We start from the raw sequence: 25,699 nt of genomic DNA on the forward strand, positions 1-25,699 counted from the left end.
AGGGCGTGCGGCGAGCCTTGCAGAACCCCTACTGCTCAGGCGCCGCCGTGTGAGGACGCTGATGGGTCTTCGTTTCGTGGAAGCGGCTGTCCGAACCACTGCGCAAGCTGCGCCGCGAGAAGCGGATGGTGGACGATGCTGGAATGAGTCGCGTCAATGTCGAACTCGTGCAGCCGGCCGCGCGTGCGGTCCGCCCATGCCATCCGGCGTCGCGGGTCGGCTACGCGCCGAGCGCGCCACACGTGCAGATCGCAAGCGACGCGCGGCAGCGCATGCCGGGACATCAAGTCCGCGTGCATGGAATCGACGGCAAGCGCTTTGCCGAGCAGCGACGGCTCCGCCCCGTCGAGCAACGCGAGTTCGGGCGCAGCCACGGAGCCTTCGTCGACGACGGGCGCAGCGCCGTCTACGCGATGCGTCGCCGTATCGACGATACCGACGAACGACACGCGCGCGCCGCGCCGCTCGAAGTGATCCGCGATGGCGATCGCAAGCCGCCCGCCGAACGACCATCCGAGCAACGCGTAGTCGCCGTGCGGCTGCAGCGTTTCGATGCGCTGTGCGTAGTGCGCGGCGAGCGCTTCGAAGCTGTCGCCTTCCCATGGCTCGCCACGCAGCGCCGGCGCCTGCATCGCGATCAGGGTCACGCGGCCATTGAGCGCTTGCGCAAGCGTGCGATATTCGCCGACCATGCCGTAGCCGGGATGCAGACAGAACAGCGTGGCCGGCGAACCGAGCGCGTTCAAGGGCACGGCCGGCGATGACACGGCGCGCGCCCGCGCGTTCGCGTCTTGCGGCCGACGTCGCGCGAACCAGCCAGCGAGCGCGTCGTCGGACGGCACCGGCAGACTGGCCTCATACACCGCACGCGCAGCCCAGCTCGCGGCGACGGCGTCGCGCCTTGCAAGCGCCTCGAGCGACTCGGGAACTGCTTTCAGGGAAGCGGACATCTGCGGCTGCGACGTGGCCGTGCGCAAATGAGCCAGCAGTTCGCCGAGAGCGGACTCGAACGACGCGAAGAGTTCTTCCGCAAGCTCATCGGACAAGAACTGCGGCGCGTAGCCCCAGTTGAACGTCAGCGAGTTGCCTGCAATCCAGCCATTGATATCGAGCGCGCGATCAGGAATCCGCGCATGCGGCGCGATGGCGTCGCCCGACGATTCAGGCGCGAAGCCAAAGCGGCTTTCGCCGTCGAACGTTTGATCGAAGCGGCCCAGGTAGTTAAAGCCGATTTCCGGTGATGGCAGCGCGCGCAGCGCTGACTGGCTGGCTGCGTCGGCGCAACAGGCCAGCAGGCCCCAGCCGAGGCCGCGCAGCGGTACCGCGGCAAGGCGCTCGCGCACGCGCAGCAGCGAGTCAGCGGAGTCCACGCCGCGCGGTAACGCGAGCGGGTATTGAGTGGTGAACCACCCAACCGTTCGGCTGAGGTCTGCGCCTTCAATCACGTCTTCGCGACCGTGGCCCTCCAGTTCGACCAGCACTTCGTCACGCGCAACGGTATCGCCGATAGCGCGAACGAGCGCGGCAAGCAGCACTTCATCGACACGCATTTTGTAGGCGCGCGGCGCTTCGCGCAGCAACTCGGCGGTCATGTCGGGCGATAGTTTTTTAAGCAGCGTCTTTTGCGGTTGGGGATGCGAAGAAAGCGGCGGGAACAGCGGGCCGGCGCGCAACGCCGGCGCGTCGAGTGACGTTTGCCACCACGCGAGTTCACTGACGCGCTCCGATGATTCGGCATACTGATTTATTGCGCGCACCCAGGCGCGCCATGACATCGACGGCGCCGGAAGTGCGATGGGTTCGTCGCGCTCGGCCTGTTCATAGGCGGTTTGCAGTTCTTCGAGGAGCACGCGCCAGGAGACGCCGTCCACCGCCAGGTGATGGATCGCGATCAGTACGCGCGTTTCGTCGGGCGTCTCGAAGTGGCCTATGCGCCAGACCGGACCGTGTTCGATGTTCAGGCTCGACTGGATGCGGTCGCAGGCCGCTGTCAGCCCGGCAAGCGAGGTGAGGTGGTCGTGGTGGACTACCGTTGTGCTAGCTGACTGTGATGGTTGTGAGGTCTGCAGCGGTTCTGATGTCCGCGATGCCTGTGCTTCCTCTGACGCGTCTGATGCGTTTGATACTTGCGAAGCATTCGGGGCTCGCTCTGCCTCTGACGTCCCCGCTGCTTTCACCGCCACCTGCTTCCACTCCCCCGCCTCCTTCACGAACCGCAGCCGCAACGCGTCATGCCGTGCCTCCAGCGCCGCCACCGCGCGCTCCAGCGCCGCCGGCACGAGTCGCCCTTTCACCTTCAGCAACACCGCCTGGTTCCAGTGCGATTCCCCTTGCGGATAGCGCTCGAAGAAGAGCCGCTGGATCGGCGTCAATGGCAGCGCGGCGCCGTCGTCGATCTCCTGTACTGCGCCCGCCTCCAGCCGCTGTGCGCGTTGCGCGAGGCCCGCGACCGTCGGATGCTCGAACACCTGCCGCGGCGTCAGCCGCCAGCCCGCCTCGCGTGCCCGCGCGATGATCTGCAGGCTCTGGATCGAGTCGCCGCCCGCTTCAAAGAAGTTGTCCGTCACGCCGAGATCATCGCGCCCGAGCACGGCCGCCCAGATCGACAGCAGCGCCGCTTCGACCTCGTTCGACGGCGCCACCCGTTCGATCGCCCCCGCCTGCGGCGCGGGCAGCGACGCCCGGTCGAGCTTGCCGTTGGGCATCCACGGCAACCGTGCGAGCACCGTTATCGACGACGGCACCATGTAGCCCGGCAACTTCCGCTCCAGTTCGCGTTGCAGACGTTGGGCGTCAACAGTCGGCAGGGACGCTGCGTCGGACTGCCCCGCCACATATGCCGCGAGCCGCTGCTTCTGCGCCGGGCCCACCACGATCACCGCGGCCTCGCGCACGCCCTCGCACTGGCGCAGCACCGCCTCGATCTCGCCCAGTTCGATGCGCTGCCCGCGCAGCTTCACCTGCTGGTCCAGCCGCCCGAGGAACTCCGCCGTGCCGTCCGCGCGCACCCGGCACAGGTCGCCGCTGCGATAGACGCGCGCCCCCGGCTCGCCGTATGGGTCCGGCACGAACCGCTCGGCCGTCAGCGCTGCCCTTCCCTGGTAGCCGCGCGCCACTGTCGGTCCGCCGATGCACAGCTCGCCGAGCCCGCCCACCGGCGCTTCATCGCCGAATGCGTCGAACACCCGCGCCGTACGCCCCGGATACGGATGCCCGATCGGCACCGTCACCTGCCGTGCGTCGTCGGCTCCGGTGCGGCGGTACAGCGCCGCCACCGTCGTCTCGGTCGGCCCGTACAGGTTGTCCAGCCGGATATCCGCGAGCGGCCCTTCGCGCCAGCGCGCGAGCGCGTCGCCCGGCAACGCCTCGCCGCCCACCGTCACCTGACGCAGCGCAAGTTGCGCGCGCGGCGGTGCATGACGCTGCCACTGCTGCCACAGCGCGGTCGGAATCCGCGCGAATGTCACGCGCCGCTTCACCAGCCGCTCGCTCAGGCTTTGCAGATCCCACGGCTGCGTCCCGCGCATCTCCACCGTCGCGCCGCGCAGCAGCGCCGGCAGCGTCTCGTGCAGCGCGACGTCGAAGTTGATCGTCGACGAGTGCAGCACGGTGTCCGTGCCGTCGATGCCGTAGGTCGCGAGAAAGTCCTGCAGGTGCGTCCACAGCGCGCCGTGGCTCACGCCGACGCCTTTGGGCCGGCCAGTCGAGCCCGATGTGTAGAGCACGTAGGCGAGCTGGTCGGGATGAAGGGGGGCGTCGAGGAAGTGAGGTGCAGCCGCTGTCGCTGTTTCCGCGCTTAAGACGGCATCGTGCTGAGTCGTCCTCACCTCAACCACCTCACACCCCGCCAGCACCGCCGCCACCTGCTTCGCGCTGGCGCTATCGGCCACCACCTCTACGATGCCCGCGTCGTCGATCATCTGCGCAAGGCGTGCCGGCGGATACTCAGGATCGAGCGGCACGAACGCCCCACCCGAGCGGATGATCCCAAGCAGTGCCGCAACCAACGCCGGGCCGCGCGCCACGCACAGCCCCACGCGCCGCTCGGCGCCAACGCCTCGCGCGACGAGCCGTGCAGCCAGCATCGCAGACCACGCATCCAGTTCCGCATAGGTGAGCGATTCATCCTCGCAGCGCAGCGCAATCGCATCCGGCGAGCGCTTCGCCTGCGCCGCGAGCGCCATCCCGAGCGACTCGAACGCATAACGCTGCAACGGCGCTGCTTCGTATCGCCCGGGCAGCGTCAACGATCCAACGCGCCGTGCGACGTCGTCGGTCATCTGATCCAAAATCGCTTCGTACTGCAATGCAATTCGTTCGACGGTCTCGCGATCGATCCGCTCGCCGTTCCACGCCCATTCGAGCGAAAGCGTCTTTCCGCGCGGAATGATCGCCAGCGCGAGCGGGTAATGCGTCGGATCGACGGAATCGATCGATTCCACCTTCAGGCTCGCGTCGCCATCGCGCGCGGCATCGACGGGATAGTTTTCGAACACCACTATGCTGTCAAACAGCGCGTCGCCGCTACGTCCGCTCCACTGCTGCACGCGCGCGAGCGGCGTGTGCTCGTAGTGGCGCAGTTCCATCAGTTCGCCTTGCAGCTTGTGCAGCCATGCGCCGAGGTCCGCGCTTGCGTCGACGTCGACCTGCACCGGCAGCGTATTGATGAACAGCCCCAACATGCGCTCGACGCCCGGCAGATGCGCCGGCCGTCCCGACAACGTAGTGCCGTATGAAACCTGTCGCCGATGTCCGTAGCGCGCGAGCAGCACCGCCCACGCGCCTTGCATCAGCGTATTGAGCGTGATTTCGTGGCGACGCGCCGTTGCATGCAAACGCGCGACGAGCGCTTCGTCCAGCGCGCAGCGCCGCGCATGGGCGCCCGGTTCTGCTGCGCGCGGCTCGCCGAGACTGGCGGTGAGCGTCGCAGGATCGTCGGCGCGCGCGGCCCATGCGCGCCACCATGCTTCGGTTGCGGGATCGTCGGCCGCTTCACGAATCCACTCGACGTACCCGCGATACGGCGGCGCCTGTTCGAACGTCGCGGCAGCGCCGCTCGTCCGCAGTCGATAGTCGCGCAAGATCTCCGCGAACAACAGCGAAACGCTCCAACCGTCGAGCAGAAGATGATGATGCGTCCACACGAGGTCTGCGGTGTGCGCGTCGCGAATGAAGAGCGCGATGCGCATGAGCGGCGCCTCATCTGGCGCGATGCCATCGGCGAGATCGCGCGCCCGCCAGTCGGCCAAGCGCGCGTCGTAATCGGGTGCGGCGGACCAGTCGTGCGTTTCGAACGGCAACGCGATGCTGCGATGGACAATCTGCATCACCGAGCCGCCGTGCTGCCACGCGAAACCCGTGCGCAAAATTGCGTGACGCGCGAGCGCGGCCTGCCACGCCGCGTGCATTGCGGCGACGTCGAGCGTGCCCGACAGAGTCGCTCGCATCTGGTTGAGATACGCGCCCTGTTGCGACTCCGCGAGCGTGTGATAAAGCAGACCGCTTTGCAGCGGCGTCGCCGGATAGACATCCTCGACGTGCTCAGGCGTGATGCCGAGCGCACGCCACAGATCGGACGACGCCGATGCACTAGTTACAGCCGATGGTTCTACGCCCGCGAGCGATGCGGATGCCGACGCCGGCACAGGTCCGGCCGCACGCGCAAGCTGTTGCACGGTCGGCGCTTCGAACACCATGCGCGGTGTCACGTGCAAGCCGGCATCGCGCGCTTTTGCCACGATTTGCAGGCTCAGGATCGAGTCGCCGCCTATCACGAAGAAATTGTCCGTCACGCCGATATCGTCGCGCCGCAACACAGCACGCCAGACGGCAAGCAACGCGGCCTCGGCGGGCGTCGATGCGGCGACGCCCTGCTTCGCGTTCGCCACCGCCTCCGGCGCGGGCAATGCACGGCGATCGAGTTTGCCGTTCGGCGTCAACGGAAAGCGCTCAAGCTCCACATACGACGACGGCACCATGTGGCCCGGCAGACGCGCGGCGAGCCACGTCTGCCAGCGTCCCGCATCGCCTGCATTGGGGCCGCCGCGCGGCACCACGTAGGCAATCAGGCGCCGGTTGTCGTTGGCGTTGTTGCCGTTGCCGTTGCCGTGGCCCGACGCCAGCACCGCGACATCGCGCACCTCCGGATGCGCCCGCAGCGCCGCCTGGATCTCACCCAGTTCTATCCGGAAGCCGCGAATCTTCACCTGGTCGTCGTTACGGCCCAGGTACTCGAGGTCGCCATCGGGCAAGCGTCGCGCGAGGTCGCCCGAACGGTACAGCCGCGCACCCGGCGCACCATACGGGTCCGGCACGAAGCGTTGCGCGCTCAGCGCGGCGCGGCCCAGATAGCCGCGCGCAAGACCCGCGCCGCCCACATACAGTTCGCCCACCGCCCCCAGCGGCACCCGGTTCAAATCCGCGTCGAGCACGTGCAGCGTGAGGTCATCGAGCGGTGCGCCAATCACGCTGCGCCCGTCGCGCAACGCCGCTTCGTCCAGTGTCCGGTGCGTCACGTGCACAGTCGTTTCCGTGATCCCGTACATGTTCACGAGCGCCGGCAATGTTCCCTTGCGGCGCGCGCCCTCCGCCCATCGCGCCAGCAAGGACGGCTCAAGACGCTCGCCGCCAAAGATCACCGCGCGCAGCGAGTCGAGCGTGTTGCCGTCATCGGTCTGGATCAGTTGCACGAAGGCCGACGGCGTCTGGTTCAGCACCGTCACCTGTTCCTTGCGCAAGAGCGCATGGAATGCCGCGGGTTCGCGAGCGCTCCAGTGCGGCACGATCACGAGCCGCGCGCCATGCACGAGCGCCCCGAACATCTCCCATACGGAGAAGTCGAATGCGTAGGAATGGAACAACGTCCACACGTCCTGTGCGTCGAATGCAAAGCGCGACTGCGTTGCATCGAACAGACGCGCGACGTTCTCATGCGTGACGCCAACGCCCTTCGGTACGCCCGTCGAGCCCGACGTATAGATCACGTAGGCCAGTTGTTGCGGATGCGGGTATGCACCGGCATCGTCCGTGGCATCGGCAGGCACCGCATCGCGCAGCGCCACCGCATCGACGGTGGGCCGCGAGCCGAACAGCGACGCATGCTGCGCGAGACTCGACGCATCGGTCACGATCAGCCGAAGCTGCGAGTCGTCAAGGATATGCGTGAGGCGCCCAACCGGGTACGACGGATCGAGCGGCACATACGCCGCGCCCGCGCGCAACACGCCGAGCAGCGACGCAACCAGCGCAGCAGAGCGCTGCATTGCGACGCCCACGCGCGTTTCCGCCGTCGCGCCGAGACGCCGCAACTCATGTGCGATTGCGCGCGACCACACATCGAGTTGCGCATACGTCACGTGCTCATCGCCATCGACCAGCGCGACCGCTTCGGGCCGCGCACGCGCCTGCGCAGCGATCCGTGTTGTCACCGGTTCGTAGGCGAACGTGGATGGCAGACGTGGCGACGGTTGATCACCGAGTTCAGGCAGTTCGAACGATGCAATCCGTGCATCGGGAGCCGCGCTCCACTGGTCGAGCAAGCCCGTGAAATTACGCGCTAACCGTTCGATGGTGGACGCGTCGAAGACGTCAGTCGCGTACGTGAACGCCAGATCGATCGCGCCGTCGGCGGCCTCGGCGATATTGAGCATCAGATCGAATTGCGCCTCGCCGTTGTCGACTTCCTGCACTGTCACGCGCAGTCCCTCGCCGAACGATGCAGCGAGATCATGGCGCTGTTGCTGATTGACGAGCACCTGAAAGAGCGGTGTCTGCGCCAGGTCGCGCTCCGGTTGCACCGCCTTGACGACGCTCGCAAACGGCACGTCCTGGTTCGCGTAAGCGCCGAGCAGCCGCTCACGCACATCGTCGATGAGTTGTGCCGCGCGCGTTTCGCCGCGCGGCGTGGTGCGAATCACGACAGTGTTGACGAAGAAGCCCGCGACGTCCGCGGCTCCCGGTAGATCGCGGCCTGCGAGCGGCACGCCGAGGCGAATGTCGGACTGGCCCGAGTATCGGTAAAGCAGCGCATCGACTGCGGCGAGTAGCGTCATGAAGAGCGTCGCTCGACGTGCGCTTGCGAGCGCGCGCAACGCATGCGCTGTGCCGGCGGGCACGCGCACGCGATGACGCGCACCGGGTGCGCAGCGCGAGCCGGAGCGCGTTCGATCGTATGGCAGCGCAAGCGTCGCGGGAGACTCGTCGTCGTTCGTGAGCGCTGCGCGCCACCAAGCGAGTTGTTGCAACTCGCGCTCGGGCGTCAGTCGAGCCGCGCGCGCCGATATCAGTTCACGATAAGCGGCGGCCGATGTGGCGGCGATGCGCTCATCGTCGGCGATAGACGCGACAGATGTCACGGACGCAGCAGGACCCGCTGCGCAGTAGTCGCGATACAGGCGCGAAAAATCGGCGAACAGGAGACCGAGCGACCAGTCGTCGCTAACGATGTGATGCAGCACCAGATGCAGCACGTGACAGTCGTCGGCCATGCGCACGAGCGTCGCGCGCACGGGCGGCTCGGCGCTCAGGTCGAACGGCGTGCGAACGAGCGCGCCGAGACACGCGGCCAGCGCTTCCTCGCTGGTGTCGTTGTGCGTGTTCGGCAAATCGAGCAGGCGGATCTCGCTGCGGCATGTGTCGTCGATGCGCTGGTACGGAACGCCTTCTATCTCGGCGAAACGCATCCGCAGTGCGGGATGCCGCTTGCCTAGCGAGACGAACGCTGCACGCAGCGCATCGACGTCGAGCTGGCCGTCGAAGCGGAGCGCACCGTTCACGTGATATGCCACGCTGTGAGGATCGAGCTTCCACAGGAACCACAAGCTTTGCTGCGACGGTGAAAGCGGCATTGGCGCGGTGACGTCGGCTTGACGGGCGACGTCGGCGGCGGTGACGGCGGCGGTGACAGAGAGCGCAGCAGCATCACCATCAGCAGCAACCGCAACGCCAGACGCCGACGTCAGCGCGCCGTCGTCGGCTCCAGCGGATTGCGCGGCGCTCAGCAGCGTCGCGAAGTCTTCGAGACGCGGATGTTCGAACACTGCCCGAAGCCCGGGCGCGTCGCCGAAGACGGTACGCACCGCAGACAGGACACGCACTGCCAGCAGTGAATGGCCGCCAAGGAGGAAGAAATCGTCGTGTGCGCCGACGCGCTCCACGCCGAGTACCTGTTGCCAGATCGCGGCAAGCTTTGTCTGTGTTTCGCCGTGCGGTGCGACATAAGTCGCGCGGCTTGAATTGGCCACCTCCGGCGCGGGCAATGCACGGCGATCGAGCTTGCCGTTCAGCGTCAGCGGAAAGCGCTCAAGCTCCACATACGACGACGGCACCATGTGCCCCGGCAGACGCGCGGCGAGCCACGTCTGCCAGCGTCCCGCGTCGCCAGCATTGGGTCCGCCGCGCGGCACCACGTAGGCAATCAGGCGCCGGTTGTCGTTGGCGTTGTTGCCGTTGCCGTGGCCCGACACCAGCACCGCGACATCGCGCACTTCTGGATGCGCCCGCAGCGCCGCCTGGATCTCACCCAGTTCGATACGGAAGCCACGAATCTTCACCTGATCGTCGTTACGGCCCAGATACTCGAGATCGCCATCGGGCAAGCGTCGCGCGAGGTCGCCCGAACTGTACAGCCGCGCACCCGGCGCACCATACGGGTCCGGCACGAAGCGTTGCGCGCTCAGCGCGGCGCGTCCCAGATAGCCGCGCGCTAGTCCCGCTCCGCCCACATACAGCTCGCCCACTGCGCCCAGCGGCACACGGTTCAGATCCGCGTCGAGCACGTGCAGCGTGAGGTCATCGAGCGGTGCGCCGATCACGCTGCGCCCGTCGCGCAACGCCGCTTCGTCCAGTGTCCGGTGCGTCACGTGCACGGTCGTTTCCGTGATCCCGTACATGTTCACGAGCGCCGGCAATACGCCCTTGCGCCGTGCGCCCTCCGCCCATCGCGCCAGCGAGGACGGCTCGAGACGCTCGCCGCCAAAAATCACCGCGCGCAGCGAGTCGAGCGTGTTGCCGTCATCGGCCTGGATCAGTTGCACGAAGGCCGACGGCGTCTGGTTCAGCACCGTCACCCGTTCCTTGCGCAAAAGCGCATGGAATGCCGCGGGTTCGCGTGCGCTCCAGTGCGGCACGATCACGAGCCGCGCGCCATGCACGAGCGCCCCGAAAATCTCCCACACGGAGAAGTCGAATGCGTAGGAATGGAACAGCGTCCACACGTCCTGCGCGTCGAATGCAAAGCGCGACTGCGTTGCATCGAACAGACGCGCGACGTTCTCATGCGTGACGCCAACGCCCTTCGGTACGCCCGTCGAGCCCGACGTATAGATCACGTAGGCAAGCTGTTGCGGATGCGGGTATGCACCGGCATCGGCCGTGTCATCGCCCGTAGCATCGGCAGGCACCGCATCGCGCAGCGCCACCGCATCGACGGTGGGCCGCGAGCCGAACAGCGACGCATGCTGCGCGAGACTCGACGCATCGGTCACGATCAGCCGAAGCTGCGCGTCGTCGACGATATGCGCGAGGCGTCCGACTGGATACGACGGATCGAGCGGCACATACGCGGCGCCCGCACGCAACACGCCGAGCAGCGACGCAACCAGCGCAGCGCCGCGCTGCATTGCGACGCCCACGCGCGTTTCCGCTGTTGCGCCGAGACGCCGCAACTCATCCGCGATCGCGCGCGACCACACATCGAGTTGCGCATACGTCACGTGCTCATCGCCATCGATTAGCGCGATCGCTTCGGGCCGCGCACGCGCCTGCGCGGCGATCCGCGCCGTCACCGGCTCGTAGGCGAACGTGGATGGCAGACGTGGCGACTTTGCAGATGGAGCGTCGTCGGTCGGCAGATCGCGCAGCCGCACGTGCGGGTCGTCGCCTTCAACGAGCGCGGTCGCGAGGCAGTCCAGCATGCGCTCGAAATACTTCGCGATGCGGGCAACCCCCTCCTCGGACACGGTGGCGGCATGCCTGTGCCACTCCAGTCTCAGCGCGTCGCCGCCTCCTACATGACGCGGCGCGACGACCAGCATCAGCGGAAAATGACTGCGGTTGTGTGCGTCGACAGCGCGTATGCGCGGCACGTCGCCAAGCGCATCGAGCGCGTCGTCGAGCGGATAATTTTCGAAGACGATCAGGCTATCGAACAGCGCATCGACGTTCGAGTTCGCCCATTGCTGCAAGCTCGCGAGCGGCGTGTGCTCGACGTCGCGCAACTCCGCGTTTTGCCGCTGCAGCGCGGCGAGCCAGGAGCGCACCGTCGCGTCGGATTTCACATCGACCCACAACGGCAAGCTGTTGATGAACAGACCGACTATCGATTGCGCATTCGGCAGATCGACCGGACGGCCAGACACCGTCATGCCGAACGTCACTTGCGTGCGCCCGGAGAAACGTGCGAGCGCGAGCGCCCACGCTGCCTGGACAAGCGTATTCAGCGTGACCTGTGCGCGACGCGCAGCGCGCGTCAACCGCGCGTGAGACGGGCCGTCGAGCTCGCGGATCAGCGCTTGTGCCGCTACGCCATCGGCGCTCTTCTCGGACGACGCACGCAAAGCACCGCCGAGCGCATCGGCTACGCGCGCCGGTTCATCGCGCGTCGCGAGCCGTGCGCGCCAGAACGGAGCTGTATCGGGTTGGCCGCGCAGCCAGTGGACGTAGTCCGCGTAAGGCGCCGCCGGCGACGTGTCGGGGACGCCGCCCGCGTCGAGCGCCGCATACGCGCGCGCGACTTCGCTGACGACCTGCGCGGTGCTCCAGCCATCGGTCAACGCGTGATGGTGAGTCCACAGCAGATCGTGCGCGCCGTCGGGGCGCTCGAAGACATCGACGCGCATCAGCGGCGCGACGTCCGGCTCGAAACCGCGCGTGGCAATCGCATCGCGTGCGGCTTCGTATGCGGCGTCGTACTGTTCTTCCGTCGATGCCGCCGCAGTGAGCGCGGCGATCGGAACCGGCACAACTAGCGCATCACGTGGATGCAATTCGAACGGCATGCGCACGCGCCGCTCGACGATCTGCAACGGCTCGCCACCGGCCGGCCACACGAAGCGCGTGCGCAAAACCGGGTGACGGGCGATCACAGCGTCCCACGCCGCGCGCATGGTGTCGATCTTCAAGCTGTCGATCGTGAGACGCAATTGCGATACGTACATGCCTGGCTCGCCATCGAGCATGCCGTGAAATAGCAGACCCTGCTGCATCGGCGTGGCTGGATAGACTGCGTCGACGGCGTCGCGCGAAACACCGGCTTCAGCGAACCAGCGATCGTCGTCGGCGGGCTGCGTAGTGTGCGGCGGTGTTGCGGCGGCATGTGCCGTTGCGTGACTCGCGCTGGCGTCGGCGCGGGTCCGCTCGCCTGTCTTGATGGGTGTCGTCGTGCTTGCCTGCTCAGTCGAGCCTGCGCTTGTCCGCTGCTTCGCCCCGCCGCCTTTCTCTCCAGCGCTCCGATGGTCGGACGCCACCTTCATCGGGACGGCGACGCGCGCCGCCGCCTCGATCGTCGGGTGGTCGAACATCTGTTTCGGCGTGAGCTTGAGTCCCGCGCCGCGCGCCTTGGCAATGATCTGCAGGCTGAGAATCGAATCCCCGCCGATTTCAAAGTAGTTGTCCGTTACGCCAATGTCATCGCGCTTGAGCACCAGCTTCCAGATTCCGATCAGCGTGCGTTCCGCGTCATTGCGCGGCTCGACACGCGCGGCGCCCGCCGTGTTTTCCTGCAGCGGCGCCGGCAACGCGGCACGGTCGATCTTGCCGTTCGGGGTCAGCGGCAACGCGGCCAGCACCTGAAGCGACGACGGCACCATGTAGTCCGGTAGTTCCGCGGCGAGACGGCTGCGGATCGCCTCGACGTCGAGCGATTCTGCGGCACTCAGGTACGCGACGAGGCGAGGCGCGGCGCCGTCGCTATCCGCGTAGGCGATCACCACTGCATCGCGCACGCCATGCTCGTTGCGCAGGCGCGCGGCGACCTCTTCCGGCTCCACACGAAAACCGCGGATCTTCAACTGGTCGTCGAGTCGGCCGAGAAACGCGTATTCGCCGTCCGGCAGACGGCGGCTTCTATCGCCCGTCCGGTAGAGCCGCGCGCCGTTACCGTCGGGATCGGGCACGAAGCGCTCCGCCGTCAGCGAAGGTCTGTTCAGATAGCCGTGCGCCACGCTCGCGCCGCCGATGCACAGCTCACCAGCTGCACCTTTGGGCACCGCATTACCGTCGGCATCCACGATGCGAGCCTTCACGTGCGCGAGCGGCTTGCCGAGCGGAAGCGTCCCCGCGCTAGTTTGCGCGCCCGCGCGCGTGAGTACGCCGACCGCGGTCTCGGTCGGCCCATAGTGGTTGATCAACTGGCATTCGGGCCGCAACGTCGCGATGCGCGCGGCCAGACGCGTCGGCGCCGGCTCGCCGCCCAGCACGAGACAGCGGCGCGGCAGCACCCATTCCGCCGATTGCGCTTGCAACAGCGCGTCGAGATGGCTCGGCACGATCTTGAGCAGGTCGACCGAATGCGTGTGCATGTAGGCGGCAAAGGCGTCCGGATCGGCGGCGACGTCGGCGTCGATCAGATGCAGAGTCCAGCCGTGCCACAGCGCGCCGAACAACGACGTGTGGCCAAGATCGGCGGCGGTGGTCGACAGATACGCTGCGCTTGCAATACCTTCGGGCAGCCGTTCGGAAAGACCCTGCAAATAAGCGGCGAGCGCCGCATGACTGAGCACGACACCCTTCGGCCGGCCGGTCGAGCCCGACGTGTAGATCACGTACGCAGGCCAGATCAGGACGCTGTCGTCGCTCGATGGACCAGACATCGCGTGGTGAAAGATTTCGCTGCTTGCGGCGTTAGTTGTGTCGAGCGCCTTGGCCGCAGCGTCGTCGGGGACGCGGAACGCTTGCGGGTCGAGTGTCGTCACGCCCTCGGGGAGCCAGCGCGGGCCGTCGGTTCTCATTGCGGCGTTGGTTGCATGAACTGCATCAGCGGCGACACCCTCCACCACCGCATCCAACGCCCCACTTGTCAGCGCAGCGCCCGTCATCACCACGCGCGCGCCGCAGTCCTCGGCCTGCCAGCGCAGCCGCGCTTCCGGAAGCGCCGGGTCGAGCGGCACATAGCATGCGCGCACCCGCCACACTGCGAGAATCGCTGCAACGAACGCCGTGCAGCGCGGTAATGCGAGCACCACGCGATCGCCGGGCCGCACACCTTCGGCGACGAGCGCCGCGGCGAGCCTGCCGGACCATTGCCACAGATCACGCCAGACCAGCGCTCCCGTGCTGTCGACAAGCGCAACGGCATCCGGCCGTTCGATGGCAAACCGCGCGACGCGAGCGGGCAAAAAGTCGGTGTCGAAAGAGATAGCTTGCATGGTGTCCGTGGTGTGATCCAGGTGTCTTGCACCCGCGCGGGCAAGCGCGGGCTCGATGCGTCGATGCGATGTCAGGACGGCGGCCGCATACTCAAAGCGAGTACGCCCCAGCGACTGGCGCAATGCCGTCGACCACTTCATCGTCGTCGAGATTGAATTCGCCGATCGCGCGCTCCGGCGTGTCGGCGATCTGTTCGAGCAGACCGACGTAGTGCCGCGCGAACTGCGCGATAAAGGCGTCGTCATAAAGCTCGGCGGCGTACGCAAAAACGCAGCGCAGTCCGCGCGCGCCCTCGCGAAACACGTCGAGCGCGATTTCGAACCGCGCGTCGCTCGCGTCGGCGTCGACCAGCGCGCAGCGCACGTCGCCGAGATCGAGCGCACGTTCGAACTCGTCGTGCAGCACGAACTTGATCTGCGCAAGCGGGCTGACGCCCGCACGCCGGCCGACCTGCAGCGCGGCCACGACGCGCTCGAACGGCACGTCGGCGTTCGTCTGCGCGTCGATGCTGTCGTCGCGCACCTCACGCAGCAGCGTCGTGAACGACTTCGCGCCTTTCACGGACGCGCGCATCGCGAGCGTGTTGATGAAGAAGCCGATCAGCTCCTCCGTTTCGATCCGGTCGCGGCCGGCGGCGGGCACCGCAATCGCCACGTCGTGCGCGCCGCTGTAGCGCGATAGCAGCGCGGCGAACGCAGCAAGCAGCACCATGAACAACGTGGCGTTGTGCTCGCGCGCGAGCACGTCCAAACGGCTCGCGAGCACGGCCGGTATATCGGCGCCGACACGCTCGGCACGAGGCTCATAGGGACGGCCGCGCTCATGCAAGGTCGGCAGATCGAGCAGCGCGTCGTAGCCCGCCAGACGGTTGCGCCAGTAATCGAGTTGCGCAGCGAGTTCCACGCCGCCGTCGCCGTCGTCGGAAAATCGCGCGCGTTGCCATGCGGCGTAATCCGCATATTGGACCGCCGGCGCCGGCAAAGCCGGCATGCCGCCGAGCCGCGCCGCGCGATAGGCGGCCGCAAAATCTCGCAGCAGCACATTGATCGACCAGCCATCGCAGACGATGTGGTGCATCACGATATGCAGCACATACTCCTCAGGACCGCGGACAAACAGCGCCGCGCGAAAGAGCGGGCCGAGCGTCAGGTCGAAGGGCTCGCGAGCGCGTCGGCGCAACTGCGCGTGGAAGTCGCCGGTGGTGAGTTCCAGCGCGTTCACGCACTCCCAGCGCCACGCATCGGTCGCGTCAGCCACGGGCCTGACCAGTTGACGCGCCACGCCGTCGACATCGGCAAAGCGCGTGCGGAGCATCTCGTGGCGGCGTACCACAGCGTCGAGCGCGGTTCTGGCGGCATCCGCATCGAGCGGACCGGTCAGCGAAAGTGCGGCCGAAATGTTGTACGCGGGGCTGTCCGGATCGAGTTGCCACAGCATCCATAAACGCTCCTGCGGCAGAGATAGCGGCGCCTCGCCGCGTTCGCTTTCGGCGCGGCGCGCGAGCGGCGCAACCGGAGCGAGCGCGTTCGACGGCGTTGCCCAGCGAGCATCGAGCGCCGCGGCAAGGTTCATGAGCGTCGGGTGGCTGAACAATAGACCGATTGGCACGTCGCGACCCAACCGTGCGCGCAGCCGCGACGCGACCTTCGCTGCCAGCAGCGAACGGCCGCCGAGCGCAAAGAAATCATCCGATGCACACGGCGTCGGCACGTCGAGAACCTCGCTCCATACTTGTGCAATAGCGTGCGCGGTGGGTGTCAGCATGTCGCCGCAACCGGCAACCGGAATTGCATCCGCCGGTGCTGTGTCCGCTTCGATGCGTTGCCGCCGCTCGGACCTGGCGTCGCGCACTGCGAACGGCACGAGCGCGCCGCTTTGCCACGCGGCAACACACGCGCTGCGCTGCAGTTTTCCGCTCGACGTACGCGGCAAATCGCCAGGTTCGAGTAACAGAATCAACGCTGCTTCATGTTGGAACGCGTCGCCGAGCGCGGCCGCGATCGCGGCGAAGATGGTCTCGGGCGCCACCTGCCGCGCCCTGCCGCGCGGCACTTCGGCGGCGACGCCGATTGCCTCGGCGCCGTCGACCGCTTCGACGGGGAACGCGGTGACGCGCCCGCGCCTAAGCCATTCGACGCGATCGGCCAGCATTGTTTCAAGATCCTGCGGATAGATGTTTTCGCCACGCAGCACGATCAGGTCCTTGCGGCGTCCGCAGAAGAAAAATTGACCGCGTTCGACGAAGCCGAGGTCGCCGGTGCGTAGCCAACGTCCCGGAAAACCCGGTGCGTCGTCGAGGAACACCGCAGCGCTCGCTTCGGGATTGCGCCAGTAACCGCGAGTGATGCTCGGGCCGCTGCACCACACCTCGCCGACGTGCCGATCCGGCAAACGCTCGCAGGTATTCGGGTCGACGATTGCGAGCGCATGGCCCAACGCGGTCACGCCGCAGCCGACCACGGCCTTAGTGTCGTCGTCGCTTGCGATATCTTTTTCGTCATGCTTTTCGCTGCCGTTTCCGCGGCCGGCCGGCAACGCGACCGGCACGCGCCGAGCAAGCGCCGATGCAGAGAAGCGCGTCTCGGGCGCGCCCGTGCCGACCTCGACGCCCGTGAAAAACAGTGTTGCCTCGGCGAGGCCGTAGCACGCATACATAGCGTGCGGATCGAGGCCGTGCGTACTGAAACGCGCGGCGAAACCGTCGAGGGTAGTCTGGCGAATAGGCTCCGAACCGCAAAACGCGACACGCAGCGAAGACAGGTCGAGCCCGGCCAGTTGCGCATCGCGCACGCGGTCGGTACACAGCCGATACGCGAAGTCCGGGCCGCCCGTCACCGTCGCGCGCTCACGTGCGATGCCCGCGAGCCAGCGCGCCGGGCGTTCCAGAAAATGCAACGGCGAAATCAGCGTGACCTGGAAGCCGCACAAGACCGGCATCAGCACGCTGCCGATCAAGCCCATGTCGTGATAGAGCGGCAGCCATGAGAACATCCGGTCGCCGGCACGGCAACCCATGCCTCGCGACATTGCGCTGACGTTCGCGCATATGTTCGCATGACTAACGATCACCCCTTTCGGCGACGACGTAGAGCCGGACGTGTATTGCAAAAACGACACTGCATCGGGCGCCGCGCTGTCGATGCAAAATCCGTTGCCACCGCTGTGAACATCCGTATCGACGGCGTCGGGCGACAACAACGTCGCGCCATGCAAAGAAAGCTCGTCGCTGATGCTGGCAAACGACTCATGCGATGTCCGATCTAGCACCGCAATGTGCGCCATGCAATCGCCGGCGATGCGCCGCAGCCGCGCGAGGTGTGCGCTTTGCGGCGCATCGGGCGGATATGCGGGAACCGCGATCATCCCTGCGTACTGGCACGCGAAGAACGACACGATGTAATCGAGCCCGCTTTGCAGCATCAGCAGCACGCGATCGTTCGGCGCGCCATGGCGGCGGAGCACGGCCGCGAGATGCCGCGCGCGCTCGTCGAGTGCCGCGTACGTGAGTTCGCGTGCGTCGGCGTCGCCGTCAGCGAGAAATCGCACCGCCAATTGATCGGGGCGCTGGCCGACGTGCAACTTCATCACCGAGACGAGGTCGTTTGCTGGCGCCGAGGCCCAATTCGCGGTGTGGGGCGCTGTGTTGGCCGTTACGGTTTCGGCCGTTGCGTTGGCCGTTGCGCTCGTTGCGCTACCGGACGCGGAATCGGCAGTCTTAATCGCCGCAACGTCACCTGTGCCACGATCCGCCCTATCTTCTGCCGCGTTCTCCGCGGTGGCCGCACCCGCTGCATGCAGGTTCACGCCATCCTGGCGCGGCGTATTGATAACAGACATCCTCGCCTCCCGAGATTTACCGCGCGCCGCGCGGTCGTCTTCGCCGTGCACCGCATCAGCGCGGCGCACGCAGACCGTCGCCGACGCATGCTTGCGTCGACAACCTGAATTCGTCATTGCGGGGAAAGCAAGGCGTCTCTTGGGAGCGCCGTTATCTGCTGTCGGTCATGCAATGCCGGCAGCGATGCATCGTGACGATGCGAGAGCCGGCATGCGCATGCCGTTCAATACGCGAAGCTGATTGGCATGCCGCCGCGCGGATGCGCGACCGTGCCCATCGGCACGCCGTAGATCGCGCCGAGCATCTTCTCCTCGATCAGCTCTGGCGCCGTGCCGCTTGCTAGCAGCCGGCCGTTTTTCAACGCGATCAGGTCGTCGCAGAAACGCGCGGCCATGTTGATGTCGTGCAACACGACGACCACGCCAAGACCGCGCTGCTGACTCAGCGTGCGCACGAGATCGAGCACTTCGATCTGATGCGCGATATCGAGCGCGGAGATCGGCTCGTCGAGCAGCAGGCACTGGCTATCCTGCGCGACCAGCATCGCGATCCATGCGCGTTGCCGCTCGCCGCCCGACAGGCTGTCCACTGCACGATCCCCGAACCGGGTAATGTCGGTCAGCTCCATCGCTTCATGAACCTTCTCAGCGTCCACGCCGGTAAAGCGGCCGAGCGCGCCGTGCCATGGATAACGGCCGAGCGCAACCAGTTCGCGCACCGTCATGCCGCTCGCGGCCGGCTGCTGCTGCGGCAAATAGGCCACCTGTCGCGCGAACTCGCGGTTCTCCCACTCGCGCAGTGGGCGGCCCGCGAAACGCAGCGTGCCCGCCTTGGGCGACTGCTGACGCGCGAGCAGTTTAAGCAGAGTCGATTTTCCGGAGCCGTTGTGACCGATCAGGCCGCACACGCGACCTCTCGGCAGCGTAAGCGCAAGCGGATGCAACAACACGCGCTCGCCGATGCGAAACGACACGTCATCGAGTTCGTACATCGGTTCGCCGTGCACGGCGCGCGCGGAATCAACGGTTAGATTGGCATTCATGTGCGGAGGCATCCTGATCAGTTATCAACGGACGTGAGGTTCGCCGCATGCGCGGCGCTCGGCCCGTCCTCGACGATCTGACCGAAATCGAGTTTGATAAAGCGCTCTGCAAGATGGAAGTAGCGGTCGTCATGTGTGATGACGAGCACGGTCTTGCCCTTCGTCTTGAGTTCGGGAAGCAGACGCTTATAGAACACGTCCTTGAAAAGCGGGTCCTGATCCGCCGCCCATTCGTCGAACACATAGAACGGCCGGTCCTCCAGATACGCGACGACAAGCGCGAGCCGCTTGCGCTGCCCTTGCGAGAGATCGAGCGTCGAAAATTTGCCGTCCTTCACGCTCACCTTGTGGTCGAGCTGCAGGTCCACCAGCAGTTGCTGCGCGAGCGCGTCGAGTCCTTCGGTATGCATGCCGAGCAGTGTGTCGAACAGGAAGAAGTCGCTGAACACGACCGAGAAATGCTGGCGGTACGCATCGCGCCGTGCTTCGTCGACAGGCTCGCCGTTCAGCAACACCCTGCCACTCTCCGGCACGTACAAGCCAACCAGCATCTTTGCGAGCGTGGTCTTGCCGCTGCCGTTGCCGCCGATCAGATAAACGAGCTCGCCGCGCCGGAACGTAAGATCGATCGGCCCGAGCGTGAACACCTCATTCTCCTTCTCGCGGAAGTAACGGTGCGTGGCGCCGTCGAGCGCGATGGTGTCGAACGATGCGGCGACGGGCGGTTCGAGCATGACTTCGCGCGGCAGTTCCGCGTTGACCTGCTCGATTCGTTCGAGCGCGACCCGCGCCGAACTAAGGCTCGGAATAGCAGAAAGCACGGCTTCTATCGGCATGATCATGTAGACGAACACGATCGCATAGCCGGACATGACATGCGGATCGACTTTGATGTAGCGCGCGAACACGAAGAGCGTAAGGCCGATGAACGCGAACAGAATGAAGTTGCCCCAACTGGACGCAGCCGCATACAGCATGTAGCCGCGCGTGCGCTGCACACGCACCTCCTCGACGTTGCTTGCGAGCGTATCCTCGACGAACGCACGTTTGCGGGCGCGGTGCAGCTTCAGTTCCTTTGCACCGTCGAAGAGTGCGCGGAAGTGCTTGACGAGATCGTCCTCGCGTTTGCGCGACGCGCGCAGATGGAACATTGCGCGGCTGTGCGCGTAGCGAAAGCCTGCCATGCCCAGCACGATAGTCACGATCGCGACCAGCAGAATCGGCCACGACATGTAGCCGAGATAGGCAAGACAACCGACTATCACTGCACTTTGCATCGCGAGCGAAGGCATGCTCACGAAAAACACCACGATGGTGTCGAGATCCTGCGTGAGCACCGCGAGCGATTTCGCCGCGCCCTGCTTCTCCAGCTGCGCGAACGCAGCGTCGCCGATACGACGAATGGTGCGCATGCGAAGCGTCGCCTTCGCCTGCTGGCCGAGCCACATGAAGAGCGACTGTGCGAGCGCGCGCATCGCCAGAACGCCGAGGCCGATCGCAAGGAACTGCCAGCCGAGGCGCGCGAGCCCCTGCGGCGTCGCGACCAGCGCCTGATTGATCAGGGCGAGCAGCGCCGCATTGCCGAGGCCGCCGAGCACACTTGCGATGAGTGCCGCAGCTATCATCCAGCGTGACTTGCTGACCAGTTGCAAAAGTACGGACATGAATCTCCTTTCGTTGCGGCATGAGAGCAGGAAGACGGCAGGTCGGCTCGCACTAGCGAATGCCGCAAGCGTCGTGCAGACGTCCTCGTGCACCGGCCGCGTCAGTTATCGGCGCCTCGCGCAGCGTCTTTTTGCGCGAAGCCTCTTTCGTGTTCATTGCGCGCGTCTTGCGGAGCCACCTGACGGCGGGCCTGCATGGACTGCACTTGCGCTGACGCTGCGTCGCGTGCCTGCGCGCGGCGTTTCAGAAACGGACAGCGCTCCTCGATAGGCGCGTTTGCATCGTCGAGAAAGTACTGCTTCCATTCGAGATTGCCCGGGTCGCCATAAAAGCCGAGATCGGGATGCGCGGGAATCTCGTCCCATGTTTCCAGACGCTTGCGCACCTGATTGCGTGCCTCGCGGCCAATGACCTTGTTCGTGATCGTATCGACAAACACCGAGCGCGGTTGAAACAGCAGCACCATGCCCGGCCCCAGGTTGCGGCTATGGCGCGCGCGAAACGACGGGCACGCGCACACCACGAACATCTGCACGCCCGCATATGAGAACTCCCACGCCTCGTCCATCGGGTCCGGCTGCTGGTCGGCCGCCGGATCCGGATCGCCGTCGTGCAGCTGCTGCAGGATGCTCCAGAACAATGTCCGGTACGCATCGTGCGTAAGCGGCTGCGGGTCCGGCTCGAAAAATACCGCGATATTGTTTCTCCTGTACTCCGGCTGCACGGCGAGCTCCGCGAACGTTTGCATCGTCGCGGGCAGGTCGCGCAAATCGCGCCCGTTGACGAACGAGTAGAACATCTCGCCGCGCCGCTCGGCCATCGTGCCGAAAAAGCACGGATACGCCGGATCGAGCACCTGCTCGCGCAGCGTGGCATACGAAGCGTCCAGCCACGCAGGCGCGGACACCGCCGCGCCCGTCGCCCTGCCGGCAATGATCCGGCTCTTCCAGTCGCTGACCTCGAACCGATCGGCCTCTGCGATAGCACTGTTGCCTGCTTGCATCGTTCGCTCTCTCTTCCTGACCCACTGTTGCGCGCGTCGAACGCGCGAGGCATCCCAGCCTGCGTGGCCGGAACGTCGATATTGCTGTCGTGGGGAAGAGGCGCATTTTTTGTCGATCTCCGCCGTTAGCGCCTGCATGGTGCCGCCGGCTCGTTGCTACCTTGTTACCAGCTTGTTGCCGATCGGTTACGGATGTACCGCGCGATCTGCTGCTGTCATGTCGAAGCCGCCGCCGGTTCGTCGAGCTCGGCCACGAGGGCCTCGACCCACTCGTTCGGAATGATCGGCTGGTGATACGTGCATTCGTTCGATACGACCGTCGAGCCGTGCAGCCTGCCATCCGGAATCAGCACCATGTCGCCTTTGTGCATCGAAAGCTGCATGCCGACGTTGCCCCAGAACAGCATGTCGCCCTCCTCGATCGTGACGAGGCGGTGATCGTTGTGCACGTGCGTCGTCGAGCACATTTCCTGAGGCTCGATGAACGTCTCGCGGTCGATGCCGGGACACTCCGCGTCGATGCGCGAGCTGATGCGATGCGCGAAGTTCACATACTCGCGAATCGACGACAGCCAGCGCAACTGTTCGCCAAGATCCCAACGCCCGCGTTCCGCGAGGCGCTCGCCTGCGACAACGCCTTGTACGCATTGAGCGCGCGCCAGGTCGCCGAAGCCTTGCGCAACACGCTCCAGCGCACGCGCGCAGCGCTGCTGCAGCGCGGCCCTCAGTGCGTTGGAATCGGCCTGGCCGCGGCCGGCCGGTTGCAGATGCGCGCAAGCCCGTTCGAGCGCGAGCCCGAACGCCAGCCACTCCGCCTCGGCTGCGAACGCCGCGCCGATGAGCCCGAACGCGCGGTCCGGACGGCGACCAAGCGCATAGAGCAGATTGCATTTCGCGACGCTCGTCGGCAGATAAAACTGCCAGTACGCATGTTGCCGGCGCGTAATGCAGCTTGCCTCGGCCACGCGCTCGAACAGTGCGTCGTCAGGCACCTGACGGTGAAGGCTCGGACGCTCGTCGGGCGCGAGCATGTCGAAGAAGCCGCTTGCGCCCGCTCGCGCGAGCGCGCGGCGCTTCGATACCGCGAGCGCCCAGCGCTGCACCATGATGAAACGCAGCCCTTGTTCGAGGTAGTCGTTGCTCATCAACCGCTCGAACGTAGCGCTCCAGAATGCGAGTTCGTCGTCGACGATGCGCGTCAGGCGCGCGCTCACGGCGCCGGTGTCTTCGCGGGTATCGACGTCCTTCGTCAGGTATTCGAACGCATACGCTTCCAGGAACGGCGCAATCTGCGCCCCGAGTTCGCGCGTATCTTCGCGATAGAAATCGGCAAAACGCTGCCAGTCGGCGGGCTCGCTGCCTACCGGCGGGCGCGCGACGTCGAGCTCGTAGATCGACATCAGCGTGCGCCCGGACGCAAGCGCCGGCAGACGACTGACGTTGTGCTCGCGCACGGGTTTCATGAACTTGAGGAAGTCGAAATCCTCTGGCCGCAGCGGGCGTCGATGGAAGTCGTCGTCGAGCAGCAGTTCGTCGACCGTCGCGCTGCGAAACGGCCCGGCCGCCGCAAACTGTTTGATGAGCGCCACATAGCGCTCGCTGTGCCCAACGAACGGCGAGAAATCGAAGATCGGCAGCGAAGCCTGGCTCATGGTCATTCGTTCCTTTTCCGGGTTGCCCCAATACTGCAATTAGTGATTACCGCGTGCGCGAGGTCAGCGATTCGCGCGAGCATTCCGCGCTAAGGGTTCGTCATGCCGCGACGTCTCGCACCGGTTGCGCCAGTTGCGCCCGTTGTCCATGCAGCAAGAGCGCTTTGGCCACGGCTGCGAGTACGGCGTCGCGAGCCGTGTCGATGAAGAAGTGCCCGCCGTCGAACCAGTGGACTGCGCATGGGCCGCGTGTCTCGTTTGCCCAGGCGTCTACATCCGCGCGGTTTGCCGTGGCGGGATCATCGCGGCCGATGAAGACGTCGATCGGACAGTCGAGCATGGCCGATGTGTTCGACGTTCCGGGCAGCATCGCGCGCCTCGCAATATGCGCCGGATGCACGCCGCACAGGTGGAAATCGGCGCGCAGCACCGGCAGCATGAAGTCGACGAACTCCGCGTCGTCGAGCAGCTCGGCGGGTGTGCCGCCGCGCTCCCGCAGGCAAGCAATCATTTCGCTCTGCGAACAGTTCAGCCAATGTGTTTCGTGCTTGCGACGCGCTGGCGAGATGGTTGCCGACGCACCGAACCAGACAGGAGCACGTGCTCCGCGCTCGCGCAGCACGTGCATCAATTCGAGTGCGACGAGCGAGCCCATGCTGTGTCCGAACAACGCAAACGGAGCGCCGCCGACCAGCGCGAGCAGTTCATCTGCGAGTTGCGCGATGAGCGCGGGCCATTCGGTATGCGGCGATACGGACCGGCGCATGCCGTGGCCGGGCAATTCGAGCATGCGCGCCTGTACGAACCACGGCAACCGTGGCTGCCAGTCCCGGTACAGCGCCACGCTGCCGCCCGCATGCGCGAGACACACGAGAATTAGCGGGTCCGACATACGCGGCAAACCATTCGACGAGGTCATCGGCTGGACGCCCGTTGATCACGCATTGGGTACGCTTTCGGCCGCAGCGCTCCCGGCCATGGCCTTGCGCAAGCTCAGCGGACGCATATCGGTCCAGACCTGGTCGATCCATTGCAGGCATTCGTCCTTCTTGCCCGACTTGCCGGCTTCACGCCAGCCGGCTGGAATCGCCTTGTAGTCAGGCCAGATCGAATACTGCTCTTCGTGATTTACAACGACAACGAAGTTGGTGTTTTCGTCACCCCAGCTCATCGCGGCTCCTGAATGAAGTTGTACGTCGGTTTGCGGCCAAACATGCCGGGCAGCCCTCGCAAAAGCGCGGCAGATTGCCCGGCAGGATTTGAATCACTACGCATTAAATGCGAATCATTTGCATTTAAATTTACTCGTTGCCCGTGACGCGTGTCAAGGTCCATCCCTCACCCTCTTTGTCTCTGGGCAATGACGACACAGCTTAAAACAAAATCATTCGTCAGACAAGCAAATAGGAATCATTTGCATTACCGTGAGTTTGTCGTCATCATCCATCCGACAGAAAACTCAATTACACCGCCATGGATACCTCTCAGATCCGTCAGATCGACGACACCGTTTCGCCGCGACAACAAGCGTTCTTCGAAACGCTGCTCTCCCGCCAGTCGCACTGGCCGCTGGCCGAGCCGGGACCCGGTGACACCGAGCTAAGTCTGATCTTCGACGCTGCCATGCGAGCGCCGGACCATGGTGCGCTGCGCCCCTGGCGCTTCGCGCTGATTCGCGACGACGCGCGCGCCGATTTCGGCGAAGTGCTCGTCGATGTCGCGGCGCGACGCGAGCCGGCAACGCGTCGCGCAGATCACGAGCAACGGCGGCAACTCGCGTACACGGCGCCGCTCGTGATCGTCATAGCCGCGGCGCCGGTTCCCAATTCGCACATTCCGGAATCGGAGCAACTGCTCGCGGTCGGCGCGGCGGTCATGAACATGCTCAACGCAATTCACGCGCTCGGTTACGGCGGTTTCTGGGCGACGGGCGCCGATGCGTACGACCCCAATCTCCAGGCGGGACTCGACTTCGAGCCGGCCGAGCGCGTGCTGGGTTTCTTATTTGTTGGCACACCGAAATCTCGTGAACACTCAGCGGTGCGCCCACCGCATTCGTTGTACATACGTGAGTGGTTGGGACGTGCATCGGTTTGAAGATGTCGACAGCGATTGAAACGACCGTCCCGCTTCAC

At 65.7% G+C, this 25,699-nt stretch carries 9 protein-coding genes; 1 reads left to right on the top strand and 8 read right to left on the bottom strand.

From position 1 onward, the window contains the following. Positions 1–35: 35 nt before the first annotated feature. The 8 genes from H281_RS0125335 to H281_RS0125370 all read right to left on the bottom strand — a co-directional run bounded on the left by H281_RS0125335 (position 36) and on the right by H281_RS0125370 (position 24,735). Entirely contained in the window at positions 36–14,363 is a 14,328-nt protein-coding gene (locus H281_RS0125335) for a non-ribosomal peptide synthetase (RefSeq protein WP_123282706.1), read from the bottom strand. A 91-nt stretch (positions 14,364–14,454) separates the two neighbouring features. After that, positions 14,455–18,201: a condensation domain-containing protein gene (locus H281_RS0125340; protein ID WP_027804938.1), complete on the bottom strand. Its 3,747-nt coding sequence runs from the start codon at positions 18,199–18,201 to the stop codon at positions 14,455–14,457. A 224-nt stretch (positions 18,202–18,425) separates the two neighbouring features. After that, on the bottom strand, positions 18,426–19,244 hold the full coding sequence (locus H281_RS0125345) for an ATP-binding cassette domain-containing protein (RefSeq protein ID WP_027804939.1): 819 nt from the start codon (positions 19,242–19,244) through the stop codon (positions 18,426–18,428). 17 nt (positions 19,245–19,261) lie between these two features. Beyond that, positions 19,262–20,908, bottom strand: coding sequence for a cyclic peptide export ABC transporter (locus tag H281_RS0125350; protein WP_020069940.1), 1,647 nt, complete (start codon positions 20,906–20,908; stop codon positions 19,262–19,264). A gap of 101 nt (positions 20,909–21,009) precedes the next feature. Continuing rightward, complete coding sequence (locus H281_RS0125355; protein ID WP_020069941.1) at positions 21,010–21,912, bottom strand: YqcI/YcgG family protein; 903 nt, start codon at positions 21,910–21,912, stop codon at positions 21,010–21,012. 215 nt (positions 21,913–22,127) lie between these two features. After that, on the bottom strand, positions 22,128–23,564 hold the full coding sequence (locus H281_RS0125360; protein WP_033379674.1) for a cupin domain-containing protein: 1,437 nt from the start codon (positions 23,562–23,564) through the stop codon (positions 22,128–22,130). A 100-nt stretch (positions 23,565–23,664) separates the two neighbouring features. After that, a complete protein-coding gene (locus H281_RS0125365; RefSeq protein WP_020069943.1) occupies positions 23,665–24,483 on the bottom strand; it encodes a thioesterase II family protein in 819 nt (272 codons plus the stop codon). Between the two features lie 18 nt (positions 24,484–24,501). Then, positions 24,502–24,735, bottom strand: a complete 234-nt coding sequence (locus H281_RS0125370; RefSeq protein WP_020069944.1) for an MbtH family protein — start codon at positions 24,733–24,735, stop codon at positions 24,502–24,504. Between the two features lie 302 nt (positions 24,736–25,037). Here H281_RS0125370 and H281_RS0125375 point away from each other — a divergent pair, with 302 nt between their 5' ends. Further along, positions 25,038–25,661, top strand: a complete 624-nt coding sequence (locus H281_RS0125375; protein ID WP_020069945.1) for a nitroreductase family protein — start codon at positions 25,038–25,040, stop codon at positions 25,659–25,661. Positions 25,662–25,699 lie beyond the last annotated feature (38 nt).

The sequence above is a fragment of the Paraburkholderia caledonica genome (assembly GCF_000383275.1).
In the GTDB taxonomy this organism is placed as follows: domain Bacteria; phylum Pseudomonadota; class Gammaproteobacteria; order Burkholderiales; family Burkholderiaceae; genus Paraburkholderia; species Paraburkholderia caledonica.